Source organism: Vibrio sinaloensis (assembly GCF_000808535.1).
GTDB classification, from domain to species: Bacteria; Pseudomonadota; Gammaproteobacteria; order Enterobacterales; family Vibrionaceae; genus Vibrio; species Vibrio sinaloensis_D.
Genome location: NZ_JWLV01000010.1, coordinates 248,410 through 272,044, shown reverse-complemented (window position 1 = coordinate 272,044; position 23,635 = coordinate 248,410). Strand labels below are relative to the sequence as shown.

At 42.5% G+C, this 23,635-nt stretch carries 15 protein-coding genes and 2 pseudogenes; 2 read left to right on the top strand and 15 right to left on the bottom strand.

Annotated elements, in window-relative coordinates; translation table 11 throughout:
* From RJ47_RS20685 to RJ47_RS08510, 12 genes and pseudogenes are all read right to left on the bottom strand, one after another.
* Positions 1-506: pseudogene (locus RJ47_RS20685) on the bottom strand (hypothetical protein); the annotation flags it as partial.
* A gap of 633 nt (positions 507-1,139) precedes the next feature.
* A pseudogene (gene tnpA / locus RJ47_RS08560) lies at positions 1,140-1,468 on the bottom strand (IS200/IS605 family transposase); the annotation flags it as partial.
* Positions 1,469-1,883: 415 nt separating this feature from the next.
* Positions 1,884-2,489 (bottom strand): type I-F CRISPR-associated endoribonuclease Cas6/Csy4, encoded by a 606-nt coding sequence (gene cas6f, locus RJ47_RS08555; RefSeq protein WP_039483209.1) that lies wholly within the window; start codon positions 2,487-2,489, stop codon positions 1,884-1,886.
* 9 nt (positions 2,490-2,498) lie between these two features.
* On the bottom strand, positions 2,499-3,530 hold the full coding sequence (gene csy3, locus RJ47_RS08550; RefSeq protein ID WP_039483206.1) for a type I-F CRISPR-associated protein Csy3: 1,032 nt from the start codon (positions 3,528-3,530) through the stop codon (positions 2,499-2,501).
* Between the two features lie 6 nt (positions 3,531-3,536).
* Positions 3,537-5,624, bottom strand: a complete 2,088-nt coding sequence (locus RJ47_RS08545) for a type I-F CRISPR-associated protein Csy2 (RefSeq protein ID WP_039483203.1) — start codon at positions 5,622-5,624, stop codon at positions 3,537-3,539.
* A gap of 2 nt (positions 5,625-5,626) precedes the next feature.
* A complete protein-coding gene (locus tag RJ47_RS08540; protein ID WP_039483201.1) occupies positions 5,627-6,838 on the bottom strand; it encodes a TniQ family protein in 1,212 nt (403 codons plus the stop codon).
* A 327-nt stretch (positions 6,839-7,165) separates the two neighbouring features.
* Entirely contained in the window at positions 7,166-9,067 is a 1,902-nt protein-coding gene (locus RJ47_RS08535) for a hypothetical protein (protein ID WP_231565941.1), read from the bottom strand.
* Positions 9,068-9,192: 125 nt separating this feature from the next.
* Positions 9,193-10,185, bottom strand: a complete 993-nt coding sequence (locus tag RJ47_RS08530; RefSeq protein WP_039483199.1) for a membrane protein — start codon at positions 10,183-10,185, stop codon at positions 9,193-9,195.
* A gap of 36 nt (positions 10,186-10,221) precedes the next feature.
* Positions 10,222-12,798 (bottom strand): nuclease domain-containing protein, encoded by a 2,577-nt coding sequence (locus RJ47_RS08525; protein WP_052237931.1) that lies wholly within the window; start codon positions 12,796-12,798, stop codon positions 10,222-10,224.
* 2 nt (positions 12,799-12,800) lie between these two features.
* Entirely contained in the window at positions 12,801-15,008 is a 2,208-nt protein-coding gene (locus RJ47_RS08520; protein WP_039483194.1) for an AAA family ATPase, read from the bottom strand.
* An 83-nt stretch (positions 15,009-15,091) separates the two neighbouring features.
* On the bottom strand, positions 15,092-16,840 hold the full coding sequence (locus RJ47_RS08515; protein WP_039483225.1) for a restriction endonuclease subunit S: 1,749 nt from the start codon (positions 16,838-16,840) through the stop codon (positions 15,092-15,094).
* A complete protein-coding gene (locus tag RJ47_RS08510; RefSeq protein ID WP_039483191.1) occupies positions 16,840-18,318 on the bottom strand; it encodes an N-6 DNA methylase in 1,479 nt (492 codons plus the stop codon). Before RJ47_RS08510 ends, RJ47_RS08515 begins: the two co-directional genes overlap by 1 nt.
* 149 nt (positions 18,319-18,467) lie before the next feature.
* On the opposite strand from RJ47_RS08510, the gene RJ47_RS08505 reads away from it, so the two are divergent.
* Entirely contained in the window at positions 18,468-18,863 is a 396-nt protein-coding gene (locus RJ47_RS08505) for a hypothetical protein (protein WP_039483188.1), read from the top strand.
* Between the two features lie 173 nt (positions 18,864-19,036).
* On the opposite strand, the gene RJ47_RS20810 is transcribed toward RJ47_RS08505, so the two are convergent.
* Entirely contained in the window at positions 19,037-19,186 is a 150-nt protein-coding gene (locus tag RJ47_RS20810; protein WP_072036319.1) for a hypothetical protein, read from the bottom strand.
* Between the two features lie 76 nt (positions 19,187-19,262).
* Between RJ47_RS20810 and RJ47_RS08500 the strand changes: the two genes are divergently transcribed.
* Positions 19,263-19,631: a hypothetical protein gene (locus tag RJ47_RS08500; protein ID WP_038879351.1), complete on the top strand. Its 369-nt coding sequence runs from the start codon at positions 19,263-19,265 to the stop codon at positions 19,629-19,631.
* A gap of 37 nt (positions 19,632-19,668) precedes the next feature.
* Here the strand turns inward: RJ47_RS08500 and hsdR are convergent, their stop codons facing one another.
* Together hsdR and RJ47_RS08490 are read right to left on the bottom strand one after the other, a co-directional pair.
* Positions 19,669-22,125 carry an EcoAI/FtnUII family type I restriction enzme subunit R gene (gene hsdR / locus RJ47_RS08495; RefSeq protein WP_039483181.1) on the bottom strand — a complete coding sequence of 819 codons (2,457 nt, stop codon included), beginning with the start codon at positions 22,123-22,125 and terminating at the stop codon, positions 19,669-19,671.
* Positions 22,126-22,248: 123 nt separating this feature from the next.
* On the bottom strand, positions 22,249-23,634 hold the full coding sequence (locus RJ47_RS08490) for a DEAD/DEAH box helicase (RefSeq protein ID WP_039483180.1): 1,386 nt from the start codon (positions 23,632-23,634) through the stop codon (positions 22,249-22,251).
* Position 23,635 lies beyond the last annotated feature (1 nt).

Genomic DNA, 23,635 nt, shown 5'->3' with positions numbered 1-23,635 from the left:
TCTGCTGCGGCCTGAGCTAAAACATACGCTTGCCAGTTGGTCGTGCCATCCCCATCGACATCCCCATTGGCGTCCGCCACCAGTGGGTCACTGCCTGAATCGTATTCCCAACGGTCACTGAGGCCATCGTGGTCAGTATCGAAACTACACGGATTACTGATAAAGTATTTTTTGTCTAACAAATACTCCTGTGCATCACTCAATCCATCTCCATCGGTGTCTGATAGATCGCTCGATGTACAGAGTCTATCTTCAATATGGTTAGGCAAGCCGTCGGAATCTGAGTCTAAAGGGGAGATGTTCTGAACGAGACTTGAAATGCGGTTTCCCGCTAGGTCATAAGCAACAACTCGGAACTGAAGTGGAGCTATGTAACTTGATAACTCCAAATTTATAACAGGCTCATCAAGTGATGACTTGAGCAAGTTTAGAGGTTTGACTGCTCCTAGATAAACATCATACAAGACTTCTTTTGGTTCTCCATCTAAACTCCAGCGGAGTTTCACATTAGAATAGTTTTGGGTATTACTGGATTCAAAAGAGAAAGAAGTAGATGTAAGTCCATTCAAAGGAGAGTGGAAATTAGATATATCACTAATAGATCGTACGTTTGCTGAACTATCAACGACAAAGCTAATATGCTTTTCAGGGCTACCTTCGTCAAATAAACCTCGCAATCTACCAAGTTCGTCATATGAAAATGAAACAGCGTGTACATGAAATGAAAAAAACATTACGCACAAGAATATTTTTTTTACTACTAACATGATCTATAGCTACCACAAATAATAAGTGCGCTTACCATATACAACCAAAGTCATTGCAACAATGTAAGAAATTGTAAATATGATTCTTATCACAAACTTTGGCGCTTTAGGTAAAAATTCAAAACAGTCTCATTTGTGAACACCATAACGTTTAATAATTCGCAATTTGATATGCGTAGCTTGCCCATTGTGGAAATGCTCTCAACCCTGCCCAATTCAGAAAGTTCGAACAAGATATTGAGAGAGCGCCGTGGCTTTCCTTTAAGTATCGCTTAGAGGGTTTGTTGCGTAATTCGATGAAACTCAATCAGGTAGGCTATGTTTGTATTAGTGAATCATCGGATCCTTATACCGAAATCTCGTTACAACAAAGTATCCCCTTGCCCAAAAATGATTTCCCCATAGTTTCTTTCGAATATGAGCAAACTTATTAAATAGGCGAATTGCAGACGCCCCTTCAAAGTACCCATTAGCGTTGAAATCGAAACTTTCGGAGGGACGATGACAACTAAATGAACGTGATCAGGCTGAATATTTAACTCCAGTACCTCACAATCCTTCATATTGCAGAGGATGTAGATAGACTTGTACAACTCTTTGGCTACGTTGCCCTTAAGAATTTTGAACCTGTACTTTGGAGTCCAAACTATATGGTATTTACATCGCCAGTAGACGTGTGATGAGCTTCTATAATCTCCCATGTTTATTGTTTCCTCTTACTTGTGGTGAATAATAGTCTTACTTCTAACATGGGCGTGTTTTCGGGCAACAGCCCATAGAAACAATCACCACCGCCAAAGGCGGTGGTTTAGGGATGTCAATAAAAAACCACCAAGAGAAAACCTGATGGTTTTATTCTTAACTGCTTGTTCAGCAGGTTGGTTGCTTTCTTCCTGACCTATTCTTAGCTGCCTATGCGGCAGGACACGTTTACAGTGCGGCTTGGTGTGAAGCTATCGATTTCTTAGCTGCCTATGCGGCAGGACACTAAAGAATATAGCCTCTAACCTTCTGATTCTGCGTGCTTAAAGTTACAATTCACCAAAATACCCTTTTTCTTCTTACTTCTATAAGTCCCTGTTTTTACTCCTCTAAAAAAGAGCTTTAGAAAAAGGGTCAAAAACGTAACTCAGGTACCGTCCCTTTTCTTTTTTGATTGGTAGCTAAGCCATAGCTATTAAAGTTTGCTGCTAAGCGCTCACAAACAAGCTCCTTTTGTGTAAATAAAAAATAACCTTGCCCTGATGAACTGCTTGAGATTGGTATTCGATGAAAGCTATCGATGATACGCTCTTCATTAGTGACTGGTAATGATCTTCCAGCATCAAGTAGTTCGGCTCTCGCCATGCTACGTTTGATTCGACGTCTCTTGGAACCCAGAAAGCTTTTCCCAATCGTTTGGTTACGGGTAAACCTCACCTCTAAAGCATTGTCTGGCACCTCACATACACTGGAGATCTCAAATAAACCTTCATTTACCATCAAAGAAAAATAGGGCTGAAAAGAGAGTCCAATCATCATTTTTTTATCTTCTGCGACAAAGGCTATGGCCTGACCGACCGTGACGTCACTCCAGTCGGGAAAAGTCACGCCTATTTTATTCATCGCTTGTCGATTATTAACCATAAACAGATGCATTTGAGAGATACAACGCCCTGCTAACAGCTCATAGTCGGCTTGAACAGGGGTGTAACGTATACAGAAGTAGTAACGCTTAGTCATATCTATCCCTTACTTCGCTTTGGAACAATTGAATAGGCCGCCTTTGATCAAGACAGACATGATGAAGTGCACTTCATTTGGGATGGTCTGAGAAGCTGTCATTGTCTCAATCCAATTCTCTGTATTCCTAACTAATTGGTAAAAGTCATTTCCATGTGACACATGTCGCCTTGCTATAACGTACTCTCGGTCAGCCCCATACTCATTCACTCTTAATGGCTTATCTGCTTCTTCGTGCCACCAATCGTCAATCGATTGCAACGCTGCACCAATTTTTTGACCATGAAATGCAACAGTTTCCTTTCCGTTCAAGAATTCTACGGTAGCTAACTGCTTAGTAGGAACACCATCTTCTCGATCATCCAAGAACTCTTGGCTTGGGTAAACCTCATCTCCCCAACCAACTCCAATTTTAGCTTTGACATCCATATAGAAATATTCGGTTGGGTCAGCCAGAGCTCGCATCAAATAGGCTGTGAGCTTTTCTAGGCATTCTGCTGAAGCATCATCCCAATGACCATACCAAGAAAGCTTTGTTGCGTTTTCTACAATCAAGGTTTGTGAATCACTGGTGGTTACTTCTATCGACAGCTTTCGACACTCTCTGTTGCGCCAAAGCCAACTGCCAAGCAGGATATTCTTCGCGTATCGATGAGCAAGTTCCTGATACCCATTGAGCTCTTGATATGTTTTCGCAAGTAACGAAAGTTTAGAACGCACTTCATCATCACTACAGGTATCTGGAGTTAGAGAGTTGGCTCGAATTCGAAGGGGGAATGCACAATAGATATCATTAACACCAGGTTTTACATAACACTCTTCGATGAACTGAGGATTGGAGTAAGCTAAATCTTGTGGAGCAACATTCTTTTCTACGAACTTGCCCCCTTTATATGCTTCTGCATAACCCCCTTTTGGTGCGCGCAACCTAGTTCTATCAATTTCAAGGGGGCACATCTCACCACTTTTAGATACATAGTAGAAATATGCTTTGCCAGCAGAGAGTGATCGAACATAGTTTAGCTGAGTGCAAAGTTCCATAAACGATTAATCCCTATAGTTTTTTATAAGAATAGTTTCGCGACTGCATTCTATCGACCAAAAGGCATGGTTTAAAAAGTGATCTCTTCCACTAAAACGTACTTCTACCGGATTCACTTTCTTAGCAAACCCTATCGCATTCTCTGCATAGGCGTGACAATCGGTTATAGAGTTTAACCGTTTAGTAGGACGTTCTAACAAATGGTAGCCAATAGAAACTGGCAAATTATCAGCGTCTTTCGTTATTAAACGCTCCAGTTCATCAAAGCTACTCGGTTGGCTCTCACTTGGGTATAACCATCGCCCGTATGCTGGCAACCCCTTTATGACGTGGAAAAGCTCGCTCCTGCTGGTAAACGTCTTCAGCCATTCAACCTGTGCCGATAACTGTGGTTGGTATAATGCCCCTCCGGCGAAAACAACGGGAAGTGCCGTTTTGAGCGCGGTCTTAAAATCTGAAATGCGGCTATCACTATGAACTCTGATAACTAAGTCTATTTCTAGGTCCGCCAATCGTTCACTACGAATGGTAGGTCGTTTCGCGTTTGAAACCGTTCTAACTATAGCGACCGAGTTAGGCTCGGTAAGCTTGGCGGTCGATTGAATGTTCTCGCTTCGGACATAAAAAGAGAAACTCGAAAACTCAAACAGGGAATCACAATTAACTAGCTTATTAAACTCTCTTTGGTAATGGTGCATGAACCCCCAAACAGCCGTCATAGTGGGTGCACCGCACAAGTAAGGGCTGCTCATTGCGACCGCATCTTGCACTCTCATTGATGACAAATAGATATACTGCTCACCCGTTACCTTATCTTCATTACCAGTAGGTTTACTGATCTGTTCGAGAATCCATACAATTTGGGCTTTGACGACCTGCATAAGCTTAGGGTGATAGGCAAACTTGGCGGCATACTTATTATTTTGAAACACGAGATGTAAGCGGCGATTAAACTCACTGACTAAGGAGCCTAGGTCCGATTCTGGTAGCGCCAAAAAGGCTTGAGCTAAAGTGTCATCATGTTCCAATTGCTGTTGATTAGGGTCAGCATCAACGATATCTCTTAACTCAATTAAAGGAAGCATCCAAAGGGCTATCTGCTTTCGCAATATCTTACTTCTAACCTTACGAGCGCTCTCTCTTTGCTTCTGTGTTTTTGATGGTTCTGATCCAATTAAGTGATTTAACACCTGACAAATTTTAGCGTTAGTTACCTGATAGTCATCAAAGTAGTGGTTACTCTTTTTGCGACTTTCATTTAACGTCCCACCTCTCGCTGGTTTGACGTCTAACGGGTAGTTTAGGACTTTCATATGCCCACCCAAACTGCCACACAAGTTCCCGATACTTGCAGAGTTTGGCAATGACGAAGACACAAACCTGAGCTCACTTTCCTGACTTCGCGATCTCACTTCTAGCTCACTTTGGATGGCATGACTGACCACTGGTGTCACCGAAATATAACCATCCTCCCAAGGAAATCGTAGCTGCTTACTGCAAGAACTGACACTATCGGGAAAATGATTATCAGGGAGGTGCTCTTCAATTGTATGTTTTAAGCGAGCAAGTGACTTAGCACTTAGACCGAATTCTTTGAGCAACTCAATCCAAATAGAGCTTTCTTGCTTGATAAGTGAAAGGATGCATACGGGCTGTGATTGCCAACTAAAAGGATTCAATAACCACAATGTGTGACGATATACAGCAGAGTTATGCGCCCACCCCAAGCGCTGCTCTAATACTCCGCTTGAAATGAATACCTCGGTTGTCGTAAGAGGCTCCGCAATTATCCGCTGATCTTTAACTCGACAGTCTGGAAACTTGAGATTATGAGTGTGGAACCATTTAATTTCATCAAGGGACGCCTCTAGGTTTTCAGCCGCTTTTAAATGCCTTTTAGCTCGAGCAACATCCAACCAATCCAAGCACCTATCTGATTTATGGTTTGAACTGAGATTGAGCAAGATCGTCAACGCTTCTTTTTCACACCCTTCAACACAGACTTCTTCCGTATAGGGCATGAACATCTTCTTTAGCGTAACCTGCTTTACTGCTTCGTCTTCGATTGCCAATAAGTCACTTAATTTCGTCATAATTACCACTCAGGTAGATATACACTTAAACCATCACTTTCAGATCTCATTCGAGTCAACTTTGTTTCGATGACACTTCTTAGAGTAAACGCCGACTCGTGACTCACTATCTTTGTATGCATTCGCGGCCTAATAGTGGCTTTGATCTCACCAAACTCATACAGCCGATACACTTCATCCGTTGTGCAAGAGAGCAATGTAGAAGCTTCTAGAGGGCTGAGCAGTACATCACCGATATTTCCTTTTGCGCTTGAGGGCACTTTTGCCATTAGCTTTGTAAAGTAAGCTAACACTTGTGTCAGTACGATATTGCGACTCAACTGCCGACTCGGCAACTGGCGACAATCTTTAAGCAGAGCACCAAAGGCTTCATTGAAAAATACCTTCTTCCAATCTTTTACTCGAACGAGTTCTGCCTTCTCTTTCAATGTATCGAGGTCTTGCCATAGCGCCGTTGGCCAAGCGCTACAGTATTCAACGAATGACTCAAAACTGAGGTCATCGATATCACCATAACGATTTACATGCCAAAGTAAAAAGCCATAACGCTCAGATAATGTCATTTCCCCCGTTAACAATCCCAAGGGTTTTAAATCATTTCCTGACAACCATCGAGCGACTAATACCTCAGCCTCTGTCGCGTCCTCCACTGGCAAGTTTCGGAGTTCAAAACCACATTCACATTGGTTAATACTCTCGGTACTTTGGTATTCAAGTCTCGACTCACACTCAGGACAGTGATGAACCAGTTTACAGCCATGGTGTTCACAAGCTTGGTGAGAGATAAATTGCCACTGCTGGCGAATGTAGGGAGATTCGCTAATACACAGAGGGCAAATAGGCGTGAAGCGTTTGCGAAGAAAAGCATAAGGGTAATCAACCCCGAATCTATGTACAGCTTTGTATTGCGGAGAAAATTGAGCTTTTGAATGTGATAACGCTAGGCGAAGTACGCCAAAGTTAATGAGCTTTAATTGGTTCTCAAGATGGATGAGAACCCGCACTCGCATTTGGCTTGTGGTTTGAGCGTGGTAGATATTGACTCGGTTGAGCTCTAAGGGGAAAGCACCAGCGATCGCTTCATGCTGATCCATTGTGTCGAACCAGATATCTTCGGAGAAATGAGAAAATCGCTCGTAACCTTGTTCTTGCGAGAAGCGCAACAAGAAGCTTTCGAGCGATTCGTTAGGGTAAAGTTGAATGTCCGTTTTCACATGCCACCACTAAAACTTAGAATATCTAAGTTTTAGTATTGCCGTTAATCCCAATAATTCAAATTCTATGGAGCCAAATTGTGACTAGAAATCAATTCCAGGTTTACCAACTTGGCATTTAGGGCACTTTCTTTGAAATACATCAGTCCCATTGGCGCCGTAAACAACACCGCACCCAGATTCAAGACATTCTAGTTTGTACGAAACTTGGTAATGATCATTACCATTCACAAACCTCGTACCATGATTTTTCTGGTTATTACGGTTTACATAACCAATTACCGTAGTCTTCGTAGTGCCACTTTTAAACAAGTTTAATACCTTCCATTACATCCAACCTGAACCACCACACTTCCAACAGCCACCATTAATACCACCATCACCACGGCAATTACTACAAGTGGTGAAGCCCGTTTTGTAAGTGCTTTGAGTTACTGATTTCTTAATAGACCCTAATCGTAAAATAGGACTTTTCGATGTGTGAGTGACCTTGCCAGCTCCCGTTTTTCTCTTCATTCTAGATTGTGGTCTTGTCTCTTTAATTTGAGTTGGTGACTCCCGCTTTCGAAATGCATCGAATCGTTTTAGCCACTCTTTCGCCTCTTGACTAGATGTAAACTCGCTCAGTTTCACATCTGCCTTCGATGACAAAATCCACTTTCCACCCAGTTCATAAAGGTGAACTTTACTAACTCCTAACAACGACTTATGTACAAATTCAAACGTTATATCACTGAGTTCAGAACGAAGCTTTCTTAGTTCGACTTGATGTTTCTCAGTAACAAAAATTATATGTTTTTTATTAGCTAGCGTGATTTTTAAATCTTTTTGAAAGGATGAACCGAGAGCTTCTAACAATTGAACTTCGTTATCATTTGCATGTTGATACATTGCACGATGGTTTGGACAAAACAGCAGATCGGAAAAACTACTTTTCTTAGCAAGGCTATGAACCGAAGTTTCTTCGAAATAATACTCTCCAGTACCTAATTTAAACGGTAAAGCTGATTGGCAGATCTGGCAGCAAAGTTCATTGGCATCATTTACATACTGATCTACCAAAAACTCTCGTGAAGATGCATATACTTTTTGATCTTCAAGCGCCTCTGTTATCTGAAGTTTTTCGATCTCTTCATTCGGCAGCGCTGATTTAGGCCAAACCCATACAAACTTGTGTTGGAGATAGTATTTCTCTTTCAGCCATGCTAAATCTTGTTCCCATTCACGAATGGCAACAGACATATTATTCTTCTTTCTCTTCGCATTTCGAACAAAAGCAGCTATTGCCTCTGCTAATTTCTTCAGCCTTTCTGAGCTTTTAGGGGCACCCCACTCGGCGACATACTTGCGGCTATCGACAAACGGCAAACGTTTTGAATAAACGTTACTCAATAGCTCTTGCCTCTGTTTAAGCCCCAAGCCATTAATTCCAACGCAATAACCTACCGCAGATAACATACCTACTTTAGGCCAGTTAGATTCAGGCATGCTCTCATCTGCTTCATAAGCGACTGTCGAAGGCCATCGGAACGTTTCTAGCTTAGGAGTCGCCGCAGATGACACTACTGGTTCTACTTTAGTCTTTTCTGATATTTCGAAACTAGACGACGCTTTAACCTCTACTTCTAATTTAGGATTTTGAACCGTTGATTGAATTAAGACATTAGTTAACGCAACAGCTTCAAGTTCTGGTTCATGTATGGGCGTCTCTACAGGGGCTGCCTCTTTTGGCACAGCTACAACTTTATTCGCCTTAACCTGAGCCCATGTAGGCCATGGAGTCACTTGTTTTTTAGAAGCTGGCTGTAAAGCCATTCGGTGTACGATCGGTTGTCTAGTGGTGTCTTGATGTTTCGTTGCGACCTGATTGATATAACTCGACGGTGTGCGTCTAGTTGGCTTTATAATGGCATCACGCCCTCTTTCTTCACGAAGTCGTATTTTCTCTTTTTTCGCTTGTTTCTTAGCTTTTTTCCTTGCCTTCTTCTCTGCTTTTTCCTGCTCACTAATACATGCCTTAGAATTAACTTTCTTATCAGTACTTTCTAAACTTCTCCAAAGCAACTCCAATTGGATTTCTTTGAACTGTTCATTTGTTCTAGCATCATCCAATACTGTGCGAATCTTCTCAACCATCTGCTCTGCATCTGATTTGCTTGAATATTTGTAAACAGAAAAGTCATAAATAAACTGATTTTTTGAGCGAGATGGTGTGGGTAACGAACTCATGGAAGCGAATAACCTCGAAGAAAAAGCATTAAAATCAGAGCACTCTATCAATAAGCATGAGATTGCACATTGCTTTTAATCAATTAATACTTGTAAAAAGGGAGCTAATCGCTCCCTCTACAAATTCAATTTTCTATTCTTTCCGCGGCTATACCATAGCTTTTCATCACATCTAACAGCCTTGGAATGTTGTCACCCCACTGGTTTGAAATGGCAATAAGCTCACCAGAGGTCAAAGTAATTAAATCACATTCTGTTGAATGATAACGGCTCATATGCTTGTCAGCGATTCCCTCAAACAAAGCAACGGCACGAGGCAAGTTATAGTCTTTTAACGCATCCTTGATGACAGATAGGCTTTGAGGATTTTCTTGTTCAATCCAATGTGTCAAAACAGCCAGTGCCAACTTACGTTTGTTATAAACTTGACCATTAAATCGATATTTCGAGTAATCGCGCTGTCCCTTTTTACTGGTGCGTTGCTCTGCCTGTTTCTCGCGGAATTTGACTTGATACGCCTCAACCTCTGGGACGGGAATGATCTGCTCTGCATTAATCAACACATCGTCTTTGTAGCGGTATGGTGTAAGGCGAACACAACTGATATCAATGCCTTTGTCCCGCAACCAAAGGACAGATGTGGTCAGTTCTTTACCAAAATCAGCGGAGGCAAGCACGATACGGACATCGTTCCCAAAGTCATCCAAACTGCTTTCATCTAAGTCGACAAACTCTAGAATGGTTTCACGGGCATTGATTTCTAGCTCCTCTTTAGCGATGTAACGCTCAAAGTACTCACATGCCTTATCAAACGTCATCGTGGAAATCATCGCAGCATAGCGAAGCGCTTGAAGCTCCATGTGTGCACCGATTTCATCGCGTTTCAGCTCAATCACTACCAAGTTAGCGTTGCGGTCAATGGCTAGCAAGTCGATACGCCTACGGCTGTCTTCCCAGTCGGAAAACTCTTCAGAGATCACCAGGCAATCTGGGGCAATGGCGTCGATGCAGCCTTTAAGCGCTTCTTGCAGATCCTGACGCTCTTGCAGCCCTTCGGCGGCAAAAGTAGTTTGGGTTAAAGCGATTAGGTTTTTGTTATATATGTTGTAGAGGCTCATTATTGTGTTTATACCTTTGACATTATTCTATTTTCACTAAACTGGCGACTCACAACTTGGGCACTTAATGCTAATTGAAGACATCGGCATCAAAGATAAATAGGTCCAATACTCGCCATTCTTAATTAATCGTGTATTGCAGGTACCACAGTGGTTATACACGGTAAACTGAGTGCACTCATTGCACCGATACCAACGCTTTTGATGATTTGATCTCATTGAGTTAGTTACATCAGAAACTTTTTCTGAACCGCAAGACACGCAGAAATTTATGGCTTGAGTATCATCAGAATCTGCACGAGATGGCGTATTATCTTCAATGCCATATTGCAAAAACATCCCTAGCATACGTTGGATTTCATCAAGATAGCGTTGTGACTTCATTGGGTTAGCACATACTGCACCATAGTTTGTAGCTTTGCGTTCATGGTATGCAGGCTCCCACTCAAACATGGATAGCTCACCTAAATAACTGTCTTTCGCCCATTCCTGAGGGGATACGACTTTCTCAACCGCATCTACCACGGGGTGAAGAACAAACACGTTATTCTCTTGACCTTCGCTATAATCCTTAACTTTATATAGTTCATGGATAACCCCACCGATCCCACCTCTTTTCTTGAGATAGTCAGCAGAATAGTACTTTGCGTCGACAACTAACCGCTTTGAGATCTGGTAACCACTTTTGGTAATCGCTTCTACATCCAAAACAAAATCAGGGCACTTACCATTAGCTAAGAACGGCTCGTATTGCAGAGTGATAGTTCTTGAAACACTTGGGTTGAAAAACTGAATGCTGATTTGTTCTTCATTGCCTTGAATATTCGCAATCAATTTTCGTTTCCAGTTGTCCTCTGGCTGATATCGGAATGCATGAGTCAGCACTTTGATGATTTGCAGCAAACACCAACGTTCATAAAGTAGTGGCATGTTGACTAGTCCAATCGCCTCGACTTTCTCCAGCGAAAGCAAAATGTCCTCATCGGCCAAGCCAATCTGCTCTTTTAACTTTTTAAAACCCGAGTGAACCGCTTGATAGGCAGGGTTTTGCACAAAAGTCATAGAGTTAGGAAAGGTGCTTTTACTTTTGACTTTGCACTGACGCCATTCTTTTTCTACTTGCTGGAAAGGTTTCAGTTTTGGCTCAAGCGCTTTGTGTACCATTCCCACCTTTTCACGTTCAGTTGCGAAATAACCCAAGCGCTTATTGATGGTAGAACGTTCTTTTTCCTGTTCAGCGAGTTCATCTGTTGTCAGCTTCGCTTGCCAATCCTTTTTACTTAGAGCAATGCCTTTGTCACGCAATTTAATGAAATTTTCTTGCTCTCTTTGAATAGAACGCGACTCTGGTAATACGCAAATTCGTGAGATGTATTCTGGATACAAGACCACCGCTTTTCCCCTTCTTAACGGTAAAGGGATCTTCGCTTCTATCTCATAGTCGCTATAAGATTTAAACAAGCTGGCGTAATGACCTCTAGAACTAAAAATGGTATATCCATCTGGCTCAAACTGTTGCCAGTCATCATTTTGCGATGGTTTGATTTTAGCCCACCACTCATTCTCAGAGCCTGTTGCTTTTTCCAATCTTAGGTAACCTTTTTCAGAGTAACTTCGAGACAGATTAACGTTGATTTTCGCTAACTGTTCCGATAACTCGGCATTGATTACTTCTGTATCAAAGCGCTTTTTAAGTCGTTCTAAGTCTTTAACTACTAGGTCACGGTTGATAATACGATAGTCTTTTAAACTGTCTAAACGCTCATTGAGCTTTTCAATAGCACCAGAAAAACGACTCTTTTTGCTCTCAGCCACCCTAACCAATTGCTTTACAATGCTAAGTGTGCTCGAAACCACATACAGCACATACTGGTTTTCTGGCACGTTGTAACTCGGCTCAGATGCGCGGCTCGTTAAATGCTTACGCGAACCTTTGGTACATATTTCCATAAATGTACGTGGAACAGGGCGTACCTCTTTGACCGGCTTCAATGCTTGAACTTCTTTCAGCTCAACTTTGGGCTTTTTGAGGATGGTTTGTGCATTGCTAAGAATTGATGCGACCAATGACAACGCTTCTTGGTCGATGGCTGCAACCTGTGAATTTTTAGCGTCGCCCGTGATATGACTATTCTCATCGAGTATCAGCTCCCACAGATCCGCTTTAAAATCTGATAGGTAGCGTGAAAGATCCGATTTGGTCTGTTCGGAGATATCAATATCAAGCTTTAGAGTTGAGTTACCAATGACAAACGCGATCTGACCAGCCGTTCGCCGCGCTTCACTTCGCCAAACCCGTTGTTTTGCATCCCAATGAGCGGGCTCAACCCACCACACAGCATTAGAGGCGGGATCGGTTATCGACTCTAACTGCTTTCTATCACCATTAGGCATGGCAATGTAAGGCGGAGACTGATTGCCATACTTAGTCTTAATCGCAAGTTGAGCAAAACGTAGCTCATCGACCTTAGGGTAGATGGTGGTGTGTGCGGAAAAGGCATTGTTCCCCATCTGATCAAGCTTTAGCGAGTACTCCGACTCGCTAACACTGACTAAGGTTTGCTTATCGTGCCATTTGGTCTCGATAAACTTGATAACGAATGGAGCTTCCATGATTACGCCCAGTAGTTCACAACGCCATCATTCGATTCAGCAGTTTTAACCAAACGCTCTACCGATTTGGTGCAAGAAAACTCCGCCGTTATCTCTGCTTGATTACCCAACAGCGACTCAAGGCGAGGTAAGAATACACGGCTAACAAGCTCAGCTTTACTGTAATCGCCTACTTGCTTATCACCATCAAATGTGAATTTTGGTAGCACCTTATGAACGATAAAGTTGTTGATGGCCAGAGACTTATTGTCGTTTACATCGCTAAACAAACTTACGTAGTTAAGCCCTTGTCGAATGGTACGCATACCAAACTCCACGCCAAGCGGGTCAAAGACATCTCGGTTTAAAGTCGTAAATAGCTCGCAGAATTCATTCGAACGTTCAAATTTCGGATAAGGGGTACGCTCACCAAGCTCTTCAATATCAAACACTAGTGGTAAAGTAACGTCGTCTAGCCCGTAAGAGTCAATCTCATCAAAAATAGCATCCCAGTCGGTCAGCAAAGGACTCTTAAACTTCATCACATGCGCGCGGTCAAGAATTTTTGGTGATAGGTAATGCGTCGTTTCGTCGATGTTAATAGCACCAATAATTCTTACGTTCGCTGGAATCGTGATCGACGAAGGCGTGCCGAGAACACCTGCTAACATGCGTCTGATGTCACCGTGGTATTTAATCAGTGAGTCTTTATCGCTAAAGCCAAATGCACGTTTCATCTCTGCGTTTATCTCTTCATCTTGCATAAGCGCAACGAAGTCCGAGATGCCGTTTTTGTTGAATTTTTCTTGCGCGTTAGAAATGATCGAAACAACCCCTTTTAGCTCGGCGAGAACGTGTGCGGCTTCATCATCCGAGTAAAGTTGAATAGTCGGCTGCTCGTTACGTTCTTCAAGCTTAGAAAGAAAGTCTGCAAAGTAATATTCCACTCGGGCAAGGTTCATTTCGTCCAAGCAGATGAAATATGGGATATCAGGGTTTTGCTTAGCTTCGATCAACGCCTCAAGAAATGGTGTCGCCAAATATTTCTTCTCTAACGGGTTGTAATAGCCCAGCAAGTCCTCTGAACTGGTCCAGTTTGGCTTAACAGGGATGATTTTCGATACGCCACCAATCGCTTTAGCAAACGACTGAACTAGGTTAGTTTTGCCTGAACCAGAGTCTCCCGCCAAAATGATAAGATCATTGGTACGGATAAGCGTCAAAAAGTTCTCAATAATATGGCACGGGTAAAGAATATCCCGTTCTTTTAGGTGCGCTTGAATGTATGAAACTGCATCGCTGTAGTTAGAATCAAAAGCTTGCGAAAAAGAGATATGCTCGCCACACTCCTTATTAGACAAGGGACTTCCAACAAAAAAGTCGAAATCTTCCTCATCCAAAAACTCAAAACTCTTGAGGAAGATGGCTTTCTCTTTGATGAAATCTGTTAGTTTCTCGACTTTTCTTGCCATACTTTCCTCTACTCTTCGGCTCTTTTCGATAATGACGTCTAACTCAGCTTTGCTTTCTTGAATCTTCAGATTTAGCCGATGATTATCATCATTTAGTTCTTCATTTCTCTTGATTGAGCTTTCAAGCTCTGTCGTTGATGCTGTGATTTTATCCTGTGTACTTTTGAATGCGTCTGACAACTCCGCCAACTTCTCAGTCATATCCTGTTGTTTTTCTAGTAACGTTGCCTCTAACGCTTCTGTTTCTGAAGCGATTTTGTGTTTAACACGCTTAACTTCTGCGTCATAAATAACTTTGCGTAGGAGTGTTTCATCTTCATTTTGAATTAGGGCTTGCCGGTCTAAGTTAGGTAATGCATCAGGCAAGTAGGTCAAACGCTCAACCGTCTTGTCATTGACAGCTAATAGAAATGGGTTGTTTTTTTTAGCTCTTTGCGGGATGGACGCTAACATTAGCTCACAAGCAACCATGCCTTTAGTGTCATTGCCTAGCACTATTTTTGCTACTGATGGGTTTAAAAACACACCTGATTGCAATTCATAAGAATCAGCCAAAGGGTATTCTATGCTTTGGTTACCATTAAGTGTTTTTGCGTTACGAATGCCAGCCCAGTTCCCTGCCTCGTTAATACCCAGTTCACCCCAGACATCAATTTTATTATTTTCCAAGCCCCAACTATCGTAAAGGCGTTGGTAAAGCTCTTCATCAGAGAGCCCTTTAACCTGCTCAAGGTCGTAGATAACTTGTTCTAAAGCCATGATTTTTTTATTCAAACAATAAAGAGAAAAATAGCAGCGCTAAGGCTGCCATTAATATGTGGTAAGCCCGATACATTCGCAAACTACAACGCCTGCTCAACAATCGCATCAGTCAGCTGAAGTTGGGTTTGTTGGCTAGTGCGAAGACGTTGTTTTAATTGGTCGCAAAGCAAGTTAAGTGCATTAACTTTTGCAACAATACGCATTTGCTCGTTAGTTGGAGGCAGAGGAAATGCAAAGCTTCTAACCTTTTTACCATTTAGAGCTGGTTGAGCACCTCCGTGACCACCTTGTCTATGGGATTCATATTTACTTTGTGCCCACAACCAAACATATTCTGGAATGACAAGCTCTTCATTGAATACAAATGCGGCCACATTCTGATTTGTGCAAGCATCAATCCCAAGCAAAGCCGTTTGACCTCTAGTTTTACCCTGTCCAATAATTGCCATTAACAAACTTCTTTTAGGGATTATCGATGTACTAGAGTTATCAAAGCCTACTTGAGTTATTTTTTCAGCAGTATCTACAATAACGCCATTAGCGACTTCACCGGATGAAACCCAAGGGATATCTCCATTCCAAAACTTAGACTCATGCCTTGATGGAGTGCTCCCCAATCTGATGTCGGCGAAATCTTGAACAACAATTTCTTTCCAACTACTTGGGATAACACCAACGTGACCAATTGGCTCGACGCTGGGATGCTTTTTGATTTTCTTCTCTTTCACCAACTGCGCTTTCTCTTCCGCAATACGCTCTAGCAGCTTTGCAGCAGGTTCATCATTTGGGTCTTGTGGGACAAGCTTACCCATTACCGCCAGTTGCAGGATGGTCTGTTTTAGCTGGTCGATGCTTTCTTCGGTAGTGAACAGGGTATCGAAATGCTCCGCAACTAGTTGCCAGTTTTGCATTAGCTCTTCAGCATTTGCAGAGTTGGTTAGCGTGTCTAACAGCGTTGTCACCAATACCTGATGCGCTTCAATGCTGGCTTCGGTTTGTTGCTCTAGTTGGTCGCATAGGGTCATTAGTTCGTTGACTTTAGCGACGATGCGGTGTTGTTCGGCCAGCGGAGGAGTTGGCATAACAAAACCTCTTAGCTTGCCTAACGATACAAATGGCTGAACACCGCCTGCCGACTGCTTCTTCATGATTTCCGCAGCATACTTCAAAAAATGATTTAGATAGTTTGGTGATGAGTCTTTAGGGTTGTAATACTTGAATAGCCCTACGTTCTTGATACTAAATTCAATCTCAGTATCTACTATCACTGGGTTACCGATGCTACCGATCATAGCAAACAAGATGTCATTCCTATCAACTCTAGAGCGCTCGATCACCTTCATATGATCTTCTTTAGAAATCAGTTTTACTTCTGAAAGATCTAGCTTACCTGAAGATAAGTTCTTACTAGTGACTAATGGATACCCCTCACTAGTTGGCTTAGGACTATCATGAGTACCATCCCGAACATCATATACATCTTCTAAACGAGCATATGCCCAGCTTTTAGGCGCAGAGAAATAAATTTCCTCTTGAGTAATCACTGGTTGTTTACGATTTTTCTTTATCTTTTTGTCTTTGATTAGCTGCGCTTTTTGTGCCGCAATTCGCTCAAGCAACACAGAAGCTGGCTCATCATTCGGATCTTGCGGCACCAACTTACCTCGCACCGCCAGTTCCAAAATCAGCTCACGCAGTTTCTTAACGCCATACAGCTCTAGCTTTTTGCTACTGCCACGCCCTGTCGTTGCTTTAGTTTTTACCGTTGAAGTCCAAGTATCGATATTGTCGGTAATCAACTGATTGATAGGTGTTTGGTCAAGGCTCATCATTCACCCTCACCTACAGATGATTTCAGAGCATCACCAAGAATGCCTTTCAACTTGTTACGCAGCTCAGTAATCTCTTGCTGTTGCTGTTGATAGCTTTCTAGTAATTCTTGCGGGTTATGGCTTACCACTTCTTCTTGATATGGGTTTTTAATATCTAGGTTGAAGTTGCGCTCGATGATCTCTTCAATCGAGACTTTCCATGCGTGCTTGTTCTCAACACGAGAAGCAAACCCGTCTTCTTCGCTGCCCCACCACTCTTGCTCTTGCTGGAACTCTTCAAACTTCATTGGCTTAGTTTTGCTGTAGTTCTTCACGCCCTCTGGGTATGGGTGCTCGTAGAACCACACGTCTTTAGTAGGCTTACCTTTGGTGAAGAACAGAATGTTGGTCTTAATGCCCGTGTACGGGTTAAACACGCCGTTTGGCAAACGAACGATGGTGTGCAAGTTACACTCTTCCGTCAGCATCTTTTTGATTTTGGTTTTAACACCTTCACCAAACAAAGTGCCATCTGGCAATACCACACCCGCACGACCATTGGCAGGGTCTAACACCTCAATAATCAGTTGCAGAAACAAATCCGCCGTTTCACGGGTTTGCATCTCTGCGGGGAAGTTCTTTTCAATACCGTCTTCTTCAGTACCACCAAACGGAGGGTTGGTGGCAATCACGTTGATGTTGCTGTCCCAACTTGAAAGCGGCTTGTTTAGCGTATTGCCGTGTTTGATTTGTACGGGTACTTCAATTCCATGCAGCATCATATTGGTGATACAAAGTAGATGTGGAAGCTGTTTCTTCTCTACACCGTGGATTTGCTTTTGCAGCGTTTGATGGTCAGCCGCCGTTTTCACGTAGTTGTTTTTAACGTGGTCGAATGAACAAGCAAGGAAGCCGCCCGTACCCGTTGCTGGGTCCATAATAGTTTCGCCAAGCTTAGGGTCTAAACGGTCAACAATAAAGCGGGTGACCGCACGGGGGGTGTAGAACTCACCAGCGTTTCCTGCGCTTTGAAGATCTTTGAGGATTTGCTCGTAGATATCACCAAACAAGTGGCGCTCGTTAGAGTCGGTAAAGTCTATTTCATTAAGCTTGTTGATGACTTGGCGTAGCAACGTACCGTTCTTCATGTAGTTGAACGCATCACTGAATGCTTCTTTTACTACAAAGCCACGCGGGTTTTTATCTACCGGCGCCGTCATGTTCTTTAGATGAAAAAACAGGTCATCGTTTACAAATTCCAGCAGTTTTTCGCCCGTAATACCTTCTGCATCTGCTGCCCAATTACGCCACAGATATTTTTCATCAATCGGTGTTTTGTAGTCATCCATTTCCAGCTCTAGCTCTTCTTCCTGAGCATCGAATACTTTTAGGAATAAAAGCCATGACATTTGACCAAGGCGTTGAGCATCACCATCAACACCTGCGTCTTTACGCATAATGTCTTGAATGGATTTAATTACAGAACTGATAGACATGTTTTACTACTTTAGCTAACTGAAAATTGGGGCGAATTATAGCAGAACATCGATCGAAAAAATCGATTTATGTCTATGAATGTAGGCGTATAATCACGCTAGAATTATAGATTCAATAAATACTTATAAATCAATCATGTTAGTTGCTAATGAAAATAGAATGCCCCCATTGCCAAGCCGATAATGACATCGAGTTTGCTGAGAATATCTCTTGTAAAGAGTGCGAGAAGAGTTTTAAAGGCTTTAGCTTTAGTAAGCGAAAATGGATATCAGCAAGTACCACATTGCTTATTGGTGCTTTTGGTGGTTACCAAGTGAATAATACTTTCGATGAAGAACGCTATCCCCTGGAAGTGGAGTACGCGATCATAGATACCTGCGTGAATTCTTCCCAAAATATGGTCGATGTAAGCTGGTATGAAAACAAGCGAGATACTTGTTTATGCGCGATGAGTAAAACTGAAAAAGCCATACCGTATTCGGAATATATAGCTGACAACAAGCCGTTTATCGCAGCATTCATCCACAACTCCAAGGGCTGTTGAGTAAATAGAAGAAAAAGAGGCGCTAGTGCGCCTCTGGGTATATACAGCTATTTGTTTTTAGGGGTATTTCCGCGACCGCCGCCCGACGGTTTGCCCGTCGTGCTTGGGTAATTTGGATTCGGCTTAGCACCACCTTTTGGTGTACTTGAAGCTGGTTTATTCATGATGAACTCCTATTTCCCTTGTTTTTGGTTGTGAGCAGCCGCGCGTTGAGCTCGGCCCGCAAAGTCACCTTTAGGAACTTGCCCACCATTTTGTTTCGCTGCGTGACCTTGAATACGAGCAGCGGCTTCTGGTGTCATTGGTGTTTTTGATTTAGTCATGATTTTATCCTTTAAAATTGATTATTTACGTGTCTTCGCTAAGACAATTGCATATTAACGAACGGACTTGGGACAAATGGGGACAAGAAAAAAACAAACAGAGATACGAGACCTTATTGCGTCTTTGGGATGGAGCATTCGTCAGTTGGCTGATGTGCTATATGAAGAACTTTATTGCGATGATTACGAGGATCTTCAAGATGTAACCCCAGAGGCAGTCTCAAACTTTTATGAGAAGCTAAAGAAACATTTGAAAAGAGAAACGACATCGGAAAAGCGCCTTGATGCGTATCTAAAAGTCATTACTGAACACCCAGACTACCTTTCTTTAAAGCTAAATATGGTGCCTACAAAGTACATAAATCATTCTTGTTTAGACGATGAGTTCACTAAGCTTCTTTCAGAGTTTTCTTCAGAGTTAGATCGAGTGGGTGAGTCAAAATAAAAAGGTCGCTAAATTTAGCGACCTTTACGAAGGGAGTTTATGCGGTTTGTTCAAATGAAGTTTGATAGATTGCCGCTTCTAGTTCATTTACCGCTTCGAGATACTGCGGCTTACCACCAAAGCCTTTCTTGATGATTTCAATCGGTCGACCCATTTCATCAAAAGGTTTTACTTTCAATACATGAATATTTTCAATCTCTTGAACGCCTTCATCCGCGTACTTATCCAGTAGATTATTCAGTACCTGCTGTGCTGTTTCACCGTACTTAGTGAAGTAGTTGCGCTTTTTCACGTTCTCCGCTCGCTCTTTTCGAGTCAATGGCGGTTGGTCATATACAACGTGACAAATCATATCAAATGGGTCCATGTCTTTTCCCACTTCTTGCTCCAGCGCTTCCCATATAATACCGAGCTCAGCAAGTTCATCAATAATGGCTTGCTTACGATCTGCATCATTCCATTTCTTAGTGAAATCATCCATTGACGCAAACTGCGTTGCCATTGCTTTGCGGGTATAGTCTTTAAATGATTCCGTTACCAATTTACCGTCACTGTCATAGTACTGGACACGCTCCGCGACCTTAGTTACCGAAACACCAGACACATAAAACTTGCGCACTTCTTCTTGAATCGGTTCATCTCCACCTTCAGGGGTGTTACCTCCATCCGTTGGGGTATCTGTTGGCGTCGTTGGTTTAGAAATTGTAGTGGGGTCTATATCATCCTCGAAAGACGAGTCATCGGCCCCTTTATCACCTGTACCATCGACAATATCGTTGAGATCATCTGGGTTTTCAAAATCTTCTGGTTTAGTAACTTTTACCCTTTCTGGTGTACCGTCAAAACGTTCATCTGCAAAGAGTTCTGTCGCCTTTTTGAAGTCAAGAATAGAGAACCACAGCTTACCAAATCGGTCATCAATACGCGTGCCCCGACCAATGATCTGCTTGAATTTGGTCATGGATTTGATCGTCGAATCAAGTACAACCAATTTACATGTCTTTGCGTCGACCCCTGTCGTCATCAATTCAGATGTTGTTGCAATCACCGGATATGCTTTTTTCGGGTTAATGAAGTTATCAAGCTGATCTTTGCCGATTTCATCATCCCCTGTAATCTTCATTACGTATTTTTCGTTTTTCGCCATTTGCTCTGGGTTGCAGTTAGCAATGGCACGTCGCATACGCTCTGCATGGTCGACGTCGTTACAAAATACGATGGTTTTCGCCATCGGATCTGTACGTTTTAAATATTTAGTAATGGTTTGAGCAACTAATGCTGTTCGCTCATCTATCACCATTGTTCGGTCGAAATCTTTTTGGTTGTAGATGCGATCAGTGATGGTTTCCCCATGCTTGTCTTTCTGACCTTTGGTTGGACGCCAACCTTGTAAGTCTACATCGAGATCGACACGAACCACTTTATAAGGAGCGAGGAATCCATCTTCGATCCCTTGCTTTAGAGAATAGGTATAAGCAGGCTCACCAAAATATTCAATATTAGAAACTTCGTCTGTTTCTTTTGGCGTAGCAGTCAAACCAATTTGAGTAGCGGAACTAAAATATTCCAGAATTTCTCGCCAAGCACTGTCTTCAGACGCACTACCGCGATGACACTCGTCAACAACAATTAAGTCAAAGAAGTCAGGGCTCACGTTCTTAAAGATTTTCTTTTGCTCTTCCTGCCCCGTCATCGCTTGGTAGAGACCTAGGTGAATTTCAAAAGCAGGATCGATATTGCGGTTTCCAATTTTGGTCATGGCAGTACCAAATGGCTGGAAATCGTTGTTCTTCGTTTGGTCAACTAAGATATTGCGATCTGCCAAAAACAAAATGCGCTTTTTCGCACCGGACTTCCATAAACGCCAAATGATCTGAAATGCTGTGTAGGTTTTCCCCGTCCCCGTCGCCATCACCAGCAACACTCTGTTCTTTCCTTCAGAGACAGCTTCAATGGTTTTGTTAATCGCATTTAATTGGTAGTAACGCGGAGATTTACCGCTTCCATCATCGTAGTAAGCTTGTGTAATTAGCGGCAGTTGCTCATCTGAGTAACCTTTCCATTGGCAGTATTTTTCCCACAACATTTGAGGGGATGGGAAGTCTTCGAGTCTGATTTCTGTTTCTAGTTGCGCAGGGTTCGTTTTGTCATGAAATATAAACCCATCACCATTACTAGCAAACACAAACGGAACATCCAGTAGTGACGCATAATCCAAGCCTTGCTGCATTCCCTTACCAATTTCGTGCTTGTTCGCTTTCGCTTCCACTACAGCAAGCGGCATACTTGGTTTGTGATACAGCACAATATCAGCAGACTTCACTTTCTTACGTGCGGCAATCTGACCACGAACCACAACTTTACCGTCACGCAGTTTTACTTCTTGGCGGATTTGGTTCATGTCATCCCAGCCATTTTCTTTAATAGCGGGAAGAATGAACTTGGAGATGATGTCGGCTTCAGACAGCTGAGACTTGGAGAACTTTTCGACCATACGACTTTGATTCCATACTGAATTGCGACGGATTATATAACAAAGTTCATATGGGTGAAGAATAAGAACGCAACAATAGTATGGTTAATGGGTAATCCGATCACAAATTGTAGGCTTGGGAGATTAAACATAGTCAAAAGCCGCTATCACTCGCTCTCGAAAGGCCCCTAACTTGATACGTTCTGATTCTTCGAAGGCTAAAAAATCACTATTCACACTTTCCAAAAAAGGGCCCGTAGCCCATTCAAGTGGTAGAATATTGTTTGTTCGTGATTCAGAAATAGAACCAGTATCGTCTGAAAGAGAATCTAAACAACATGAAGTTACTGACTTTTCAACGCCAATGAACATACAAGATTCTGGAATGTCTTCTTCTACACGCTCAGCAAACTTGACCAAGCTCTCTTCAGCAAAAGTATACAACCATGCTTCTTGGTTCAGTGAGTCGTTAACTCTCAATATTCTTCCAAGGACCTGCCTGAAATAGAGTTCTGTTTTCACTGAGCTCATATGACAGCAAACCTGCAACCGAGGAATATCCGTACCTTCACTTATCATCCCAACACTGACTATCCACTGAACATTCGAGTGTCGAAAAGATTCAATTTCATTTAGTGGGTTTACGTGGTGATAAGTGACAATGCTTGCTGATTGATTAAACTGCTCGACCAAGCGTTTTTGAATATCTTTCGCGTGCTTGATAGAAGCAGCGACCACTAACCCGCCTGCGTTTGGCGAAAGTTCCCTGATCTGCGCTAGCTTTTTGCAGGCACTGTTCAAGATGTAATGCATCGCTTCTTCATTGTGAATGACGCTTTGATAAGAAATATCAGATTGTTTAAGGCAATCCAAAATGGACGCAAAATGTTGCCTATTGCCTCCAGACGTAATACTCAAATGCTCATTATCGATTAAGACAATTTTCGGTTGGCGACAAACTCCGTCTACAACCGCTTGCTTTAAGCCATACTGGTAATCACAGATAAGCATCCCTTCAGGGGCAGAATATTCTGCCATCACAATTGGCAGTCTGTCTGAACGCCAAGGAGTGCCTGACAATGCCAGCGTGTATCGTGCAAGTCCTTGTATCTTTGAGACTATCTCTATACCCCAAGAGTTTGATCGACCATCTTCTTCAAACGAACAGTGATGAATTTCATCAAATACGACTAAGACTCGATGTTTGCTGATAGTGTTCCAAAAGTTATCGTCAAAAAAACGGATAGATTGGTAAGTATAAGATCCTCCCAGAGAACCTAACCCTCCGTTAAATGAGCACTCTAATTTCCATGCAAACGTTTTTTGCATCCCTTCAGCTACGGACAAAGATGGCGAAAAACAGAGCACTAAGTCAATCATACCTTCTTCAAATAAGCGCCTTGCCACCTCGGCAGCCATAACGGTTTTACCTGCACCAGGAGTCGCTTGGCAGAAGAAATGCGGTCGTCTATTGGATGCAAATTTATTGATAGCCAGCTCTGCACAGTCGGCTTGCCATACCCTTAGCATT

Bases quoted from the DNA above. Each gene is read 5' to 3' on its own strand.
- RJ47_RS08515 (WP_039483225.1), bottom strand. From the start codon at position 16,840: ATGAGCCTTGACCAAACACCTATCAATCAGTTGATTACCGACAATATC.
- RJ47_RS08545 (WP_039483203.1), bottom strand. From the start codon at position 5,624: ATGACGAAATTAAGTGACTTATTGGCAATCGAAGACGAAGCAGTAAAG.
- RJ47_RS08510 (WP_039483191.1), bottom strand. From the start codon at position 18,318: ATGTCTATCAGTTCTGTAATTAAATCCATTCAAGACATTATGCGTAAA.
- RJ47_RS08530 (WP_039483199.1), bottom strand. From the start codon at position 10,185: ATGAGCCTCTACAACATATATAACAAAAACCTAATCGCTTTAACCCAA.
- RJ47_RS08525 (WP_052237931.1), bottom strand. From the start codon at position 12,798: ATGGAAGCTCCATTCGTTATCAAGTTTATCGAGACCAAATGGCACGAT.
- RJ47_RS08505 (WP_039483188.1), top strand. From the start codon at position 18,468: ATGAAAATAGAATGCCCCCATTGCCAAGCCGATAATGACATCGAGTTT.
- RJ47_RS08490 (WP_039483180.1), bottom strand. From the start codon at position 23,634: ATGCTAAGGGTATGGCAAGCCGACTGTGCAGAGCTGGCTATCAATAAA.
- RJ47_RS08520 (WP_039483194.1), bottom strand. From the start codon at position 15,008: ATGGCTTTAGAACAAGTTATCTACGACCTTGAGCAGGTTAAAGGGCTC.
- RJ47_RS08500 (WP_038879351.1), top strand. From the start codon at position 19,263: ATGGGGACAAGAAAAAAACAAACAGAGATACGAGACCTTATTGCGTCT.
- hsdR (WP_039483181.1), bottom strand. From the start codon at position 22,125: ATGGTCGAAAAGTTCTCCAAGTCTCAGCTGTCTGAAGCCGACATCATC.
- csy3 (WP_039483206.1), bottom strand. From the start codon at position 3,530: ATGGAACTTTGCACTCAGCTAAACTATGTTCGATCACTCTCTGCTGGC.
- RJ47_RS20810 (WP_072036319.1), bottom strand. From the start codon at position 19,186: ATGACTAAATCAAAAACACCAATGACACCAGAAGCCGCTGCTCGTATT.
- cas6f (WP_039483209.1), bottom strand. From the start codon at position 2,489: ATGACTAAGCGTTACTACTTCTGTATACGTTACACCCCTGTTCAAGCC.
- RJ47_RS08535 (WP_231565941.1), bottom strand. From the start codon at position 9,067: ATGAGTTCGTTACCCACACCATCTCGCTCAAAAAATCAGTTTATTTAT.